Annotated in this window: 11 protein-coding genes and 1 tRNA gene; 9 read left to right on the top strand and 3 right to left on the bottom strand. The window is 71.1% G+C overall.

Features of this window, described 5'->3' with window-relative positions; genetic code table 11:
- Positions 1-4: 4 nt before the first annotated feature.
- Positions 5-1,003 carry an SMI1/KNR4 family protein gene (locus ABD981_RS23985; RefSeq protein ID WP_046906968.1) on the bottom strand — a complete coding sequence of 333 codons (999 nt, stop codon included), beginning with the start codon at positions 1,001-1,003 and terminating at the stop codon, positions 5-7.
- A gap of 263 nt (positions 1,004-1,266) precedes the next feature.
- Here ABD981_RS23985 and ABD981_RS23980 point away from each other — a divergent pair, with 263 nt between their 5' ends.
- Entirely contained in the window at positions 1,267-1,779 is a 513-nt protein-coding gene (locus ABD981_RS23980) for a YwqJ-related putative deaminase (protein WP_046906967.1), read from the top strand.
- 49 nt (positions 1,780-1,828) lie between these two features.
- Entirely contained in the window at positions 1,829-2,320 is a 492-nt protein-coding gene (locus ABD981_RS23975; RefSeq protein WP_046906966.1) for an SUKH-3 domain-containing protein, read from the top strand.
- Positions 2,321-2,371: 51 nt separating this feature from the next.
- Here ABD981_RS23975 and ABD981_RS23970 read toward each other — a convergent pair whose 3' ends face one another.
- A complete protein-coding gene (locus tag ABD981_RS23970; RefSeq protein ID WP_046906965.1) occupies positions 2,372-3,706 on the bottom strand; it encodes a sensor histidine kinase in 1,335 nt (444 codons plus the stop codon).
- A gap of 577 nt (positions 3,707-4,283) precedes the next feature.
- Here ABD981_RS23970 and ABD981_RS23960 point away from each other — a divergent pair.
- The 7 genes from ABD981_RS23960 to ABD981_RS23930 all read left to right on the top strand — a co-directional run bounded on the left by ABD981_RS23960 (position 4,284) and on the right by ABD981_RS23930 (position 9,984).
- Positions 4,284-4,358 (top strand) — tRNA-Gln (locus ABD981_RS23960).
- A gap of 107 nt (positions 4,359-4,465) precedes the next feature.
- Positions 4,466-5,914 carry a bifunctional UDP-N-acetylglucosamine diphosphorylase/glucosamine-1-phosphate N-acetyltransferase GlmU gene (glmU, locus tag ABD981_RS23955; RefSeq protein WP_046906964.1) on the top strand — a complete coding sequence of 483 codons (1,449 nt, stop codon included), beginning with the start codon at positions 4,466-4,468 and terminating at the stop codon, positions 5,912-5,914.
- Between the two features lie 121 nt (positions 5,915-6,035).
- Entirely contained in the window at positions 6,036-7,010 is a 975-nt protein-coding gene (locus ABD981_RS23950; protein ID WP_046906963.1) for a ribose-phosphate diphosphokinase, read from the top strand.
- 265 nt (positions 7,011-7,275) lie between these two features.
- Complete coding sequence (locus ABD981_RS23945) at positions 7,276-7,869, top strand: 50S ribosomal protein L25/general stress protein Ctc (protein ID WP_046906962.1); 594 nt, start codon at positions 7,276-7,278, stop codon at positions 7,867-7,869.
- A 97-nt stretch (positions 7,870-7,966) separates the two neighbouring features.
- Positions 7,967-8,563, top strand: a complete 597-nt coding sequence (gene pth, locus ABD981_RS23940; protein WP_046906961.1) for an aminoacyl-tRNA hydrolase — start codon at positions 7,967-7,969, stop codon at positions 8,561-8,563.
- A gap of 54 nt (positions 8,564-8,617) precedes the next feature.
- Entirely contained in the window at positions 8,618-9,061 is a 444-nt protein-coding gene (locus ABD981_RS23935; protein ID WP_046906960.1) for a hypothetical protein, read from the top strand.
- A 128-nt stretch (positions 9,062-9,189) separates the two neighbouring features.
- Positions 9,190-9,984, top strand: coding sequence for an LPXTG cell wall anchor domain-containing protein (locus ABD981_RS23930; protein WP_046906959.1), 795 nt, complete (start codon positions 9,190-9,192; stop codon positions 9,982-9,984).
- Between the two features lie 87 nt (positions 9,985-10,071).
- Here the strand turns inward: ABD981_RS23930 and ppc are convergent, their stop codons facing one another.
- On the bottom strand, positions 10,072-12,801 hold the full coding sequence (gene ppc / locus ABD981_RS23925) for a phosphoenolpyruvate carboxylase (RefSeq protein ID WP_046906958.1): 2,730 nt from the start codon (positions 12,799-12,801) through the stop codon (positions 10,072-10,074).
- Positions 12,802-12,835 lie beyond the last annotated feature (34 nt).

Here is a 12,835-nt window from a genome sequence, read left to right as displayed (position 1 = left end):
CAGTTCACTCCCCCACCGGAACCACGGGAACGGCGCGCGCGAAGCCGCCGTCCACCATCAGGTTCGCCACCGTCTCCAGCTCCGGCGGATTGCCCGCGAGCCGCTGCAGGAACACGTCGAAGTCCGCGCCGCAGGGCAGCAGCAGCCGCTCCACCCGCTCGTTCACCGACCAGCCGGCCGCGACCTCCCCGGAGTCCCGGGCGTCGTCGTAGGCGCAGAACCACACCGAACCGACCGCATCGCCCTTCACCTTCACCGCGAGCAGACCGCCCTGCACGAAGGCCACCCCCAGGTAGTCCTTCGTCAGATGGTCCCGGAGGCACTTGTTCACGTACACGAGGTCGTTGACCCCGGCCTCCTCGCGCACCGTGAAGAACGGCTGGTCCACCAGCAGACCCAGCTCCGCGTCGAGCGCCGTGCCCACCGGAGCACAGCCGCCCGCCGCCTTCAGGAACGACCGGTACGCGCCCGGCAGCCGGTACCCGAGGTCCTCCTCGACCCCCTGCAACTGCTGCTCCGACACCGGCATCGCCCGCTTCGGCAGCCCGAAGTGCGCCGGCCGCGTCTCCTGCAACGGCCGCGTGCCCCGCTTCGCGTGGTCCACCGCCGCCGTCGTCACGCCACCGTGGTGCCGCAGCAGGGCCTTCACCTCGACCGGCACCAGCTCCAGCCGGCGCGTGTGCGCCACGTGGTGCCAGGTCCAGCCGTGCGGGGTCGCCACCGCGGGGATCGTGTCCCACAGCTCGTGCCCGGTCGCGGCCAGCGCCGCGTTCGCCGACACGTAGTCCGTCAGACGCAGTTCGTCGACACCGAAACCCTCCGGCGGATCGGCGATCTCCGCCGCCGCCCGCGCGTACACGGAGAAGTCCGGGTAGCCGCGCTCGTCCACCCGCACCCCACGGGGATGCCGGGAGGCCCGGACCGGGTCCGGGAAGTGCACGACCTGCCCGGCGTACGCCGAGTTCGGCGGCGCGGTGTCCTGGCCGAGCCGACCTGTCGTCATGGCGGTTGCCCCCTGTGACTGCCGCCGGCTCCCGCCGACTGCTGCTGGTTGGTCCGCACAGCCTAAGCGGTGCCGCCCGCACCCGACCCGGCCCGATGTCCCCACCCCGCCCACGGTGACCACGTGTCACGACGGCATGACAGGACCGCCATGATTCCGACACACCGAAAACACGTTTCCGCGCCCCAGCTTCCACATCCGGCACCGCGTTTGGCAGGCTGTTCACGCAACTCGGGGGATTGCAGGAGGGGAAGAACAGCACCATGCACGCAAGCACCACACCGGCACCATCACCCACACAGGGTGACCCACGCCTCAGTTGGGGCAGCGACGCCGACCACCAGCGCGCCCCCTTACTGCGTCACCGCCGCGACGGAATCCTGCCCGCCGTCGGCGCGGCCCTGTCCGTCCGCGGCGAGACCCTCACCTGCACCGCCGCCCGCGGCGACCGGGCCCCCGCACTCCACCCGCTCGTCCAGGACTTCCTCGACACCCTCACGAGCGGCCAGCGCGAACGCTTCACCGGACGCTGCCCGGAAGCCATCCTGCTCTCCCGGCACCTCACCGCCACCGAGGGCACCCGGTCCAAACGAGCCCAGCGCAAACCGCTCACCCAGAGCGAGGCACGCCGCTCCCTCAAACACGCCAAACTCACCGCACGGCGCATCCGCGAGGACGGCGACCCGCTGCACGGCAGCTACGCCACACCCTGCCGCTCCTGTACGGCGATGCTCGCGCACTTCGGCGTCCGCGCCGTCGACCCCACCGACGGCTGAGCCCCGCCCCGCACCCGGCCGCCACGCCCAGAACGGCAGAACCACACCCATGCCCGACCTGAACAGCACCCGATTCCCGGTCAACGTCGACGCCGCCCTCCGCGAAGCCGGCTGGCAGCCCGGCCGCTGGGACATGAAGCTCGCCGAGGAATGGGCCGACACCCTGCGCGCCCACGTCACCCCCGCCGGACACCGGCACAGCGTCTTCCCCGCCGCCGTCGAAGCCTGGGCCGAATTCGGCGGCCTGCACGTCACCGCCCCCGGACACGGCCGCCAGATAGCACCCGCCGCCGTCCGCTTCGACCCCCTCGCCGGCATCCACCTCGCCCGCACCCTCGGCGACCTCGGCCGCGCCCTCGACACCGAACTCGCCCCGCTCGGCGAAGAGAGCGAACACCGGGCCGTCCTGGCCATGGACGTCGAAGGACGCGTCTACAGCATCGACCACACCGGCGACTGGTACCTCGGCCGGGACCTCGACGCGGCCCTCTCCACCCTCATCACGGGCACCCAGCCGACCCGCCTGGTGGCAGGAGCCTGAGCGAGGACCCAGCCCCCGGGCCCTGATCCGACCCGATCCCGAAGACCGGGCCTAGACCGGCTCCCCCACCGGCAGCACCGGCAGCACCGCGCTCACCCGGAAACCGCCCGCGTCCGTCGGCCCCGACACGAACACCCCGCCCAGACCCGACACCCGCTCCCGCATCCCGACCAGCCCGTTCCCGCCGCTCGGCAGATGCGCGTCGGCGGCCGCCGCGTCCGACGGACCGTTCTCCACCTGCATCGCCACCTCGGCCTCCCGGTGCGCCAGACGCACCACGACCTCGGCACCCGCCGCATGCTTGTGCACGTTGGTCAGCGCCTCCTGGACCACCCGGTACGCCGTCTGCTCCACCTCGGCCCCGTACGCCCGCGGCTCCCCCATCACCACGAGCTCCACCACCGCGCCCGCCTGCCGCGACTGCTCCACCAAGGCCTCCAGGGCATCCAGGCAGGGACCGGAATCCTCCGCAGCCGCCTCCGCCGCGGCGGCCGCCGCACGCCCCACCGCGGCCAGCGGCAGCGCCGACGACGCCTTCGGCACCTCCTCGCGGAGCACCCCCAGCATCTCCCGCAACTCCGTCAGCGCCTGCCGGCCCATGTCCCCCACCAGCGCCGCGTTCTTCACCGCCTTCTGCGGATCCTTCAACGCCACCGCCTGCAACGCCGCCGCGTGCACCACCATCAACGACACCCGGTGCGCCACCACGTCGTGCATCTCCCGCGCGATCCGCGTCCGCTCCTCCTGCCGCGCCCACTGGGCACGCTGCTCCGCCCGGTCCGCGAGCAACGACAGCTCCTGCTCCAGGCTGTCGGCACGCTCGCGCAGCGACTCCATGAGCCGGCGCCGGGCACCTATGTAGAGGCCGAAGAGGAGCGGCGGGGCGTTCAGCCCCAGGGTCATGAAGAGCGAGACGACCGGGACGTACCAGCCGCTCGGATCGAAGTCCTGCTGGTCCACGTCGGCGTGGGCGACGTCCTGGCGGAGCCGGACCATCGTCACGATGTACACGGCGACCGTGGACATGCCGGCGAGCGCGGCGGTGAAACGGCGGGGCACCTCGGAGGCGGCCAGCGAGTACAGGCCGACGACGCCCATCAGATAGCCCATCTCGGCGGGCGTGACGGCGATCGACACCAGCACGACGGTGATCGGCCACCGGCGCCGCACCAGCAGCACGGACCCGACCATCAGCCCGAACAGCACCCCGACGGGCACCGGCAGCGAGGCCTTCTCGGCGAAGCCGATCCCCTCGAGCCCGCACTCCAGCGCCGACACCACGGCCAGCGCCACGTCGAGCACGACGCTGCGCCGCCTCCCCCACCACCACCAGGCACGCGGGGCGCGCGCGCCCGCAGCGTCCTGGTCTGCCCCCGTTGTGGTCATGCCTTCCACCCTACGGGCGAGAGCCAGCGATTTTCCCGCCTCCACCACCGCCCGGAGCGGCGCACGTCAACATGTGCGCACACCAGGCGCTCGAACTGGTGAATCGACAGCACTTTCGACCCGGACGTCCGCATTCCGGACGACGGTGGTCCCATACCAAGCGAAACGAGCCGGTACGCCGACTTCGAAGGCCTGCGCGCCCAGGCCGTGGCCCTCCGCCGCGAAGGCCTCAGCCGCTCATCCGGCTCTACCTGGCCTCGCTGCGACTCCTGGAGGTCAAACCGGAACGGCTCGCGTTCCGCGTCATGATCCACGCGACGGCGGACGCGGAAAGCGCCCTGCACTATGGGCCGAGCTCATCGGCGTCGCCCCGAGGGCCTTCCGGAAGACCACGATCAAGAGGCACAACCCGAAGACGGTCCGGAAGAACACCGGCCCCGATTACCGGGGCTGTCTCGTCATCCGCGTCGCACAAGGCGCCGAGCCGTACCGTCGCATCGAGGGCTGGTGGTGCGGCATAGTAGGTGCCGTCGACTCGGCCGGCACCTCACAATGTCCGATTTAGTCGACTTAGCTATCCCCTGTGGTGTAATCGGCAGCACTGGGACCTTTGGAGTCCTATGTCCGGGTTCGAGTCCTGGCAGGGGAGCCATTCGGACAAGGGTCCCGACCTACCAGGTCGGGACCCTTACTCATACCCCGCCCAGTACCCCCCGGTATCCTTCGGAGGTCCACCACCCGAAGCCGAAGGGCATTCCCGTGAGCGCCAACCGCCCGGCCGCCGTCGTCGTCCTCGCAGCGGGTGAGGGCACCCGCATGAAGTCGAAGACCCCCAAGGTTCTGCACGAGATCGCCGGGCGTTCGCTCGTCGGGCATGTCGTCTCCGCCGCCCGTGAGCTGGAGCCCGAGGACCTGGTCGTGGTCGTCGGGCACGCGCGGGAGCAGGTCAAGGGGCATCTGGACGAGCGGTACGCGGGGACGCGGACCGCCGTGCAGGAGGAGCAGAACGGGACCGGGCACGCGGTGCGGACGGCGCTCGGGGAGCTCGGGCGGGCGCCCGAGGGGACCGTGGTCGTGGTCTGCGGCGACACCCCGCTGCTGTCCGGCGAGACGCTGCGGGCGCTCGCCGCCACGCACGCGGCCGACGGGAACGCCGTGACCGTGCTGACCGCCGAGGTGCCGGACGCGACCGGCTACGGGCGGATCGTGCGGGACGGGGCCACCGGGGCCGTCACCGCGATCGTGGAGCACAAGGACGCGTCCGACGCGCAGCGGGCGATCCGGGAGATCAACTCCGGGGTGTTCGCGTTCGACGGGGTGCTGCTCGCGGACGCGCTGGGCAAGGTCCGGACCGACAACAGCCAGGGTGAGGAGTACCTGACCGACGTGCTGTCCATCCTGCGGGAGGCCGGGCACCGGGTGGGCGCGTCCGTGGCCGTGGACCACCGGGAGATCCTGGGGATCAACAACCGGGTGCAGCTGTCGGAGGCCCGCGCGCTGCTCAACCAGCGGCTGCTGGAGCGGGCGATGCTCGCCGGCGTGACCGTGGTGGACCCGGGCTCGACGTTCGTGGACGTGACGGTGACCTTCGAGCCGGACGCGGTGGTGCTGCCGAACACGCTGCTGCTGGGCGCGACGCACGTGGGCGAGGACGCCGTGGTGGGTCCGAACACGCGACTGACGGACACGACGGTGGCGCGCGGCGCGCGGGTGGACAACACGGTCGCCGACTCCGCCGTGGTGGGCGAGGGCGCCTCGGTGGGGCCGTTCGCGTACCTCCGTCCGGGGACGAAGCTGGGTGCGAAGGCGAAGGCCGGTACGTACGTCGAGATGAAGAACGCCGTGGTGGGCGAGGGCACGAAGGTCCCCCATCTGTCGTACGTGGGTGACGCGACGATCGGCGAGTACACGAACATCGGCGCGGCGAGCGTCTTCGTGAACTACGACGGCGAGGCGAAGCACCACACGACGATCGGTTCCCACTGCCGTACGGGTTCGGACAACATGTTTGTGGCACCCATCACGATCGGGGACGGGGCGTACACCGCCGCCGGGTCCGTCATCACGAAGGACGTGCCGCCGGGTTCGCTGGCCGTCGCCCGTGGCCAGCAGCGGAATATCGAGGGCTGGGTGGCCCGTAAGCGGCCGGGCAGTGCGGCCGCGCAGGCGGCTCAGGTCGCCTCGGAGAACTCTGTCGGCGAAAGCTGACCGGAAACGAGTACGTCGAACTCGGCGTACCGTGATAAGTGCACACAAATTCGGCTGGCTCGCACACGCGCACGGGAGCGCGGGTATCCGTTGCCAGAGAAACCGTCGAGGAGACAGTGCTGTGACCGGGATCAAGACGACCGGCGAGAAGAAGCTGATGCTCTTCTCCGGCCGCGCCCACCCCGAGCTGGCCGAGGAGGTCGCACACCAGCTGGGTGTCGGCATCGTGCCGACCAAGGCTTTCGACTTCGCCAACGGTGAGATCTACGTCCGCTTCCAGGAGTCGGCGCGCGGCGCGGACTGCTTCCTGATCCAGAGCCACACGGCTCCGATCAACAAGTGGATCATGGAGCAGCTGATCATGATCGATGCTCTGAAGCGGGCTTCGGCCCGGAGCATCACCGTGATCATCCCGTCCTACGGCTACGCCCGTCAGGACAAGAAGCACCGCGGCCGTGAGCCGATCTCGGCCCGTCTGGTCGCCGATCTGCTGAAGACCGCGGGTGCGGACCGCATCCTCACGGTCGACCTGCACACGGACCAGATCCAGGGCTTCTTCGACGGTCCGGTGGACCACCTGTCGGCGCTGCCGGTCCTGGCGGACTACGTGGGCGCGAAGGTGGACCGCTCGAAGCTGACGATCGTGTCCCCGGACGCCGGTCGCGTGCGCGTGGCGGACCGCTGGTGCGACCGCCTGGACGCGCCGCTGGCGATCGTCCACAAGCGCCGTGACAAGGACGTCGCCAACCAGGTGACCGTCCACGAGGTCGTCGGTGACGTGAAGGGCCGCGTGTGCGTCCTGGTGGACGACATGGTCGACACCGCGGGCACGATCTGCGCGGCGGCGGACGCCCTGTTCGCGCACGGCGCCGAGGACGTCATCGTGACGGCGACGCACGGCATCCTGTCGGGCCCGGCCGCCGACCGCCTGAAGAACTCGAAGGTCAGCGAGTTCGTGTTCACGGACACGCTGCCGGACCCGAGCTCGCTGGAGCTCGACAAGATCACGGTGCTGTCGATCGCGCCGACGATCGCGCGCGCGGTGCGCGAGGTGTTCGAGGACGGCTCGGTGACGAGCCTGTTCGAGGAGCACTGAGCCTCGCCCCCGGAGTGACGGGTAAGGGCCGCTTCCCCTGGGGAGGCGGCCCTTACCCGTGCCCGGGCTCGTGTCCCCGCCGGGTCCCGGGGTGATCCATTTGGGTGCCCGGTGGGGTGCGGCTAGACTGTCGTGGTTGCTCGGCGAGGGAGGCCGGATCCTGTGGATCCCGGCGGTCCGTTATCGACGCGCTCTTCGTAGCAGGCCATCGCCAGTCGTGGCCGGGTGACAGTCGCAACCGTCACCACCCATACGAGGAGTGCACATGTCCGAGGTCAAGCTTTCCGCTTCGATCCGCACCGAGTTCGGCAAGGGCGCCGCCCGCAAGATCCGTCGTGACGCCAAGATCCCCGGTGTTCTCTACGGCCACGGCTCGGACCCGGTTCACGTGACCCTGCCGGGCCACGAGCTCCAGATGGCGCTGCGTACCCCGAACGTCCTGCTGTCCCTGGACATCGAGGGCCGCAACGAGCTGGCGATCCCGAAGGCCGCGCAGCGTCACCCCGTGAAGGGCGACCTGGAGCACGTCGACCTGCTCGTCGTGAAGCGCGGCGAGAAGGTCACCGTCGAGGTTCCGGTCACCGCCGAGGGTGAGCTGGCCGCCGGTGGCAACCTGCTGGAGCACGTCCTGGGCACCCTCTCCGTCGAGGCCGAGGCCACCCACCTCCCCGAGGCCGTCACGGTCTCCGTCGAGGGCCTGGAGGCCGGTGCCTCCGTCCTGGCGCAGGACATCGCGCTGCCCGCCGGCGTGACCCTGGTGACCGAGGCCGACGCCGTCGTCCTGCAGGTCCTGGCCGCGCAGGCCGAGGAGCCGGCCGCCGAGGGCGAGACCGAGGCCGCCGAGGGCGCCGAGGCCTGAGCCGTAGGCTCTGCTTGACGTGACGGGGTGACGGGCCGGGAACGGCCCGCCACCCCGTTTCTTTCTGTCTGTACGCATTCGAGGAGACGTGACGCAGATGACGGACGACGCGAACGCCCCCTGGCTGATCGTCGGCCTCGGCAATCCGGGCCCCGAGTACGCGGGCAACCGGCACAACGTGGGCTTCATGGTGGCGGACCTGCTGGCCGAGCGCATCGGCGGCAGGTTCAAGCGGGCGCAGAAGGCGCAGGCGCAGGTGGTGGAGGGCCGGATGGGCCCGCCCGGGCCCGCCAACCGCCGGGTGGTGCTGGCGAAGCCGATGTCGTTCATGAACCTGTCGGGCGGTCCGGTGACGGCCCTGCGCGACTTCTACAAGGTGCCGACGGCGCACGTCGTGGCGGTCCACGACGAGCTGGACATCGACTACGGGGTGCTGCGGCTGAAGGTCGGCGGCGGCGACAACGGGCACAACGGTCTGAAGTCGATGACGAAGTCGATGGGTGCGGAGTACCACCGGCTGCGGTTCGGCATCGGCCGGCCGCCGGGCCGGATGCAGGTCGCGGACTTCGTCCTGAAGGACTTCTCGTCTACCGAGCGCAAGGAGCTGGACTACTTCGTGGACCGGGCGGCGGACGCGGTGGAGTGCCTGGTGACGGAGGGTCTGGAGCGGGCTCAGTCGGCGTACAACGCGTAGCGCGTGGCGGGCGCGGCCTGGCGCCCGTTCGGTACGACTGTACGATCGCGGGTCATGACGTTCGCCCGTAACGCCGCCATGGCCCTGGTCGTCCTGCTCCTGCTCGTCGCGGGCGCCTGGTCCTCCTGGAACACGGCCCAGCACGTACTGCTCCCGAAGGGGCGCGAGCACGGCACGCTGACGGTGACCGGCTGCACCGAGGAGACCTGCAGCGGCCGTTACGTGCCGGAGGACCCGGCCTCGCGGCTGCGGGCGCTGACGATCGAGCACTCGGTGGCGGCGGAGAAGGGCGAGACGCTGCCGGTGGTGGTGAAGCCGGGTACGCAGGAGGCGGTCCGGACGGGCTGGGGCGGCGGGCTGCACGCGTGGCTCCCGCTGGGCGGGGCGCTGCTGTTGGCGGCGCCGCTGATCGGGGGCGGGATGCGGCTGCCGAGGACGGCGTGGTCGGTGGCGGGCGCGGGGGCGGCGGTGCTGTTGGGCGCGTTCTTCGCACTCTGACGATTTTCGGACACCATGGCGTGATCCCACCGAATCGTTATGTCCTCTGGGTTAAGGGCGACTTAAAGCGACGGATAGGCTGCCTCAGCCGCCCCCCACGGCTTCCCTCATCAGATGGACGACAGCACATGCGACGATCCCTCATACCCGCCGGCGCCCTGGTCGCGGCCCTGGCGGGCTCGTTGGTCCTGGCGCCCGGCGCCTTCGCAAGCGGCAAGCCGCACGGCGACAACGGCACCGTGAAGATCCACGACTCGAAGACCGACGAAGAGCTCAAGCAGAACGAGCCCAAGGTGTGCTCCTTCTACCTGGACGCCTTCGGCTTCGACGCCGGCCAGAAGGTCCAGTGGCACATCGAGGCCTGGGCCAACAACGACCAGGACAAGGGCACCACGGTCAAGGACGGCACCATCGTCCTCGACGGTGACGGCCACGAGCGCACCGCGGACATGACCCTTCCGAACGGCCAGTACAAGCTGTTCTGGAACTTCGAGGGCGAGAACGGCCGCGCCAAGCACAAGGTCTTCAAGACCGACTGCGAGCCCGACGAGGAGAACCCGGGCGAGCCCACGCCGTCCGGCACCCCGAGCGGCACCCCCTCGGAGACCCCCTCCGAGACGCCGTCGGGCACCCCGTCCGGCACCCCCTCGGAGACGCCGTCCGGCACCCCGAGCGGCACGCCCGGCACCGGCACCGAGACGCCCGGCACCTCCGAGTCGCCGTCCGCCTCCGCCACCACCCCCGGCGCCACCGCGAGCACCGGGACCGACGCCGGTTCCACCGGCGGCACCAACGGCACCGAGGGCGACCTCGCCCAGACCGGCTCCAGCGCCCCGATCGGCGTCCTGGCCGCGGTCGCCGCCGTCCTCGCGGGCGCCGGCGCCTTCCTGGTGAGCCGCCGCCGCAAGGCCCAGCAGCACTGACGCGACACGCCGTCATGACGGTGCCCCCGCGGGAAGGATCCCGCGGGGGCACCGTCGTGTCCGGAGGTCCCTCCGGGGCACTCGTCGTCAGCCGGTGTTGCGCAGACCCGCCGCCACGCCGTTCACCGTGAGCAGCAGCGCACGGGAGAGCAGCGGGTCGGCCTCCTCGCCGGCCGCGGCCGCGGCCCGCTGACGGGCCAGCAGGGCGACCTGGAGGTAGGAGATCGGATCCAGGTAGGCGTCGCGGATGGCGAAGGTCTGCTGGAGCACCGGGTTGGAGTCCAGCAGCCGCTCGCCGCCCGTCACCTTGAGGACCTCGGCGACGGTGAGCGCGTGCTCGGCCTCGATGGTGTCGAAGACGTGCCGGAGTTCCTCGGGGACGAGGGTGTCGACGTAGTGCCGGGCGATCCGCAGGTCCGTCTTCGCGAGCGTCATCTCCACGTTGGAGAGGAAGTTGCGGAAGAAGTGCCATTGCTCGTGCATCTCGCCGAGGACCTCTTCGAGACCGGCTTCGCGCAGCGCCTTGAGGCCGGAGCCGACGCCGAACCAGCCGGGGACGATCTGGCGGGACTGGGTCCAGCCGAACACCCACGGGATGGCCCGCAGTCCGTCGAGGGAGACGCCCGAGCCGGGACGGCGGGACGGCCGCGAGCCCAGGTGCAGGTCGGCGAGCTGGTCGACCGGGGTCGAGGCGAGGAAGTACGTCGGCAGGTCCGGGTCCTCGACCAGCCGGCGGTACGCCGAGTGGGCGGCGTCCGAGACGGTGTCCATGGCCGCGTCCCAGCGGGCCAGCGACTCGTCGGACTGGCGGGGCGCCGTGTGCAGGGCGGAGGCCTGGAGCGTGGCGGCGACCGTGAGCTCCAGGTTCTCCCTGGCCAGCGACGGGATCAGGTACTTGTCGGAGATGACCTCGCCCTGCTCGGTCACCTTGATCTCGCCCTCCAGGGTGCCCCAGGGCTGGGCGAGGATCGCGTCGTGCGAGGGGCCGCCGCCGCGGCCGACGGTGCCGCCGCGGCCGTGGAAGAGGCGCAGCCGCACGCCGTAGCGGTGGGCGACGTCGCGCAGCCGGCGCTGGGCGCGGTGGATCTCCCACTGGGAGGTGGTGATGCCGCCGAACTTGGAGGAGTCCGAGTAGCCGAGCATGACCTCCTGGACGTCGCCGCGCAGCGAGACGAGGCGCCGGTAGGAGGGGTCGGCCAGCATGTCGTTGAGGATGACGTCGGCGGCCTTGAGCTCGTCGGTGGTCTCCAGGAGCGGCACGATGCCGATCTCGGCCCAGCCGGCGTGCAGGTCGATCAGGCCGGCCTCGCGGGCGAGGACGGTGGCCGCGAAGACGTCGTCGGCGCCCTGGCACATCGAGATGATGTAGGACTCGATGACCTCGGGGCCGAAGCGCTCGAAGGCCTCCTTGACGGTGTGGAAGACGCCGAGGGTCTTCTGTCCCGCCGGGTCGAGCGGGGCGGGCGTGGGTGCCAGCGGGCGCCGCGACCTGAGCTCCTTGGCGAGCAGCTTCTGCCGGTAGTCGCGCGGCATGTCGGCGTACCGCCAGGACTCCTCGCCGAGCCGGTCGAAGAGCTGGCCGAGGGCGTGGTGGTGGGCGTCGGCGTGCTCGCGGACGTCCATGGTGGCGAGCTGGAGGCCGAACGCGGACAGGGTGCGGATGGTGCGGTCCATCCGGCCGTCGGCGAACAGCCCGCCGCGGTGCTCGCGCAGCGAGGTCTGGATCAGGGTGAGGTCGCGCAGCAGCTCGGCGGTGCCGAGGTAGTCGCGGCCCTCGACGTGCGGGGTGCCGGTGGCCAGCCGCTCGCGGGTGTTGACCAGCTTCTGGCGGACGCAGGTGGCCTTGAGCCGGTACGGCTCCTCGGCGTTGAGGCGCTTGTAGCGGGGGCTGATCTCCGGCAGGCGCTCCAGGTCGGCCTGGAGCGAGTCCAGGAGCTCCTGGGTGGCGCCGGTGTAGCGGATGGAGTTGGAGAGCAGTCCGCGCAGGTAGTCGACGAGTTCGAGGGCGTCGGTGATCCCGTGCTCGTGCTGGAGGATGAGCACGTCCCAGGTCACCTGCGGGGTGACGTTGGGGTTGCCGTCGCGGTCGCCGCCGATCCAGGTGCCGAAGGTCAGCGGGCGGGTGCCGGAGGGCAGTTCGAAGCCGACCCGCTCCAGCTCGGCGGCGAGGTCCTCCAGGACGTCGCCGACGGCGTTGGCGTGCAGCTCGTCGAGGTAGTAGATGGCGTTGCGGGCCTCGTCGGCCGGCTCGGGCCGGACCACGCGGAGCTCGTCGGTCTGCCAGATGAGGTCGATGTTCTCGGCGAGCCGCAGGTCGTGGCGGCGCCGGTCGGCCTCGATGACCGGGGTCTCCAGGAGCACGGCGATGCGCCGCAGCTTGTTGAGGACCGAGCGGCGGGCGGCCTCGGTGGGGTGCGCGGTGAACACCGGCCGCACGTTGAGGTTCTTGATCGTCTCGCGTACGTGGGCGGGGTCGCCGTCCTTGAGCATGTCGGCCGTACGGGCGAGCAGCCCGCCCTCGGCGGCACGCTTGTCGCGCATCTCGCGGCCGCGGTGCACCTGCTCGGTGACGTTGGCCAGGTGGAAGTAGGTGGAGAAGGCGCGCACCAGGCGGGCGGCGGTCTCCAGCTCGACTCCGCGCAGCAGCTCGGCGGCGGCCTCGCCGTCCTCGCGGGTGAGGCGGCGGACCTTCTCGACGAGGTCCAGGAGCTCCGGGCCCTCCTGGCGGACGAGCGTCTCGCCCAGCAGGTCGCCCAGTCGGCGGATGTCGGAGCGCAGCTCGGCGCTGGCTGTGGAGGTCTGGTCGGCACTGCTCACAGGTGCGGCTCCTTGCAGTGTTTGAGCACGTCTG

The organism is Streptomyces showdoensis (genome assembly GCF_039535475.1).
Lineage (GTDB): Bacteria > Actinomycetota > Actinomycetes > Streptomycetales > Streptomycetaceae > Streptomyces > Streptomyces showdoensis.
The sequence above is the reverse complement of the archived record's forward strand: the minus strand, read 5'-3'. Positions and strand labels throughout refer to the sequence as shown.

Bases quoted from the DNA above. Each gene is read 5' to 3' on its own strand.
- ABD981_RS23985 (WP_046906968.1), bottom strand. From the start codon at position 1,003: ATGACGACAGGTCGGCTCGGCCAGGACACCGCGCCGCCGAACTCGGCG.
- ABD981_RS23980 (WP_046906967.1), top strand. From the start codon at position 1,267: ATGCACGCAAGCACCACACCGGCACCATCACCCACACAGGGTGACCCA.
- ABD981_RS23975 (WP_046906966.1), top strand. From the start codon at position 1,829: ATGCCCGACCTGAACAGCACCCGATTCCCGGTCAACGTCGACGCCGCC.
- ABD981_RS23970 (WP_046906965.1), bottom strand. From the start codon at position 3,706: ATGACCACAACGGGGGCAGACCAGGACGCTGCGGGCGCGCGCGCCCCG.
- ABD981_RS23945 (WP_046906962.1), top strand. From the start codon at position 7,276: ATGTCCGAGGTCAAGCTTTCCGCTTCGATCCGCACCGAGTTCGGCAAG.
- pth (WP_046906961.1), top strand. From the start codon at position 7,967: ATGACGGACGACGCGAACGCCCCCTGGCTGATCGTCGGCCTCGGCAAT.
- ABD981_RS23935 (WP_046906960.1), top strand. From the start codon at position 8,618: ATGACGTTCGCCCGTAACGCCGCCATGGCCCTGGTCGTCCTGCTCCTG.
- ABD981_RS23930 (WP_046906959.1), top strand. From the start codon at position 9,190: ATGCGACGATCCCTCATACCCGCCGGCGCCCTGGTCGCGGCCCTGGCG.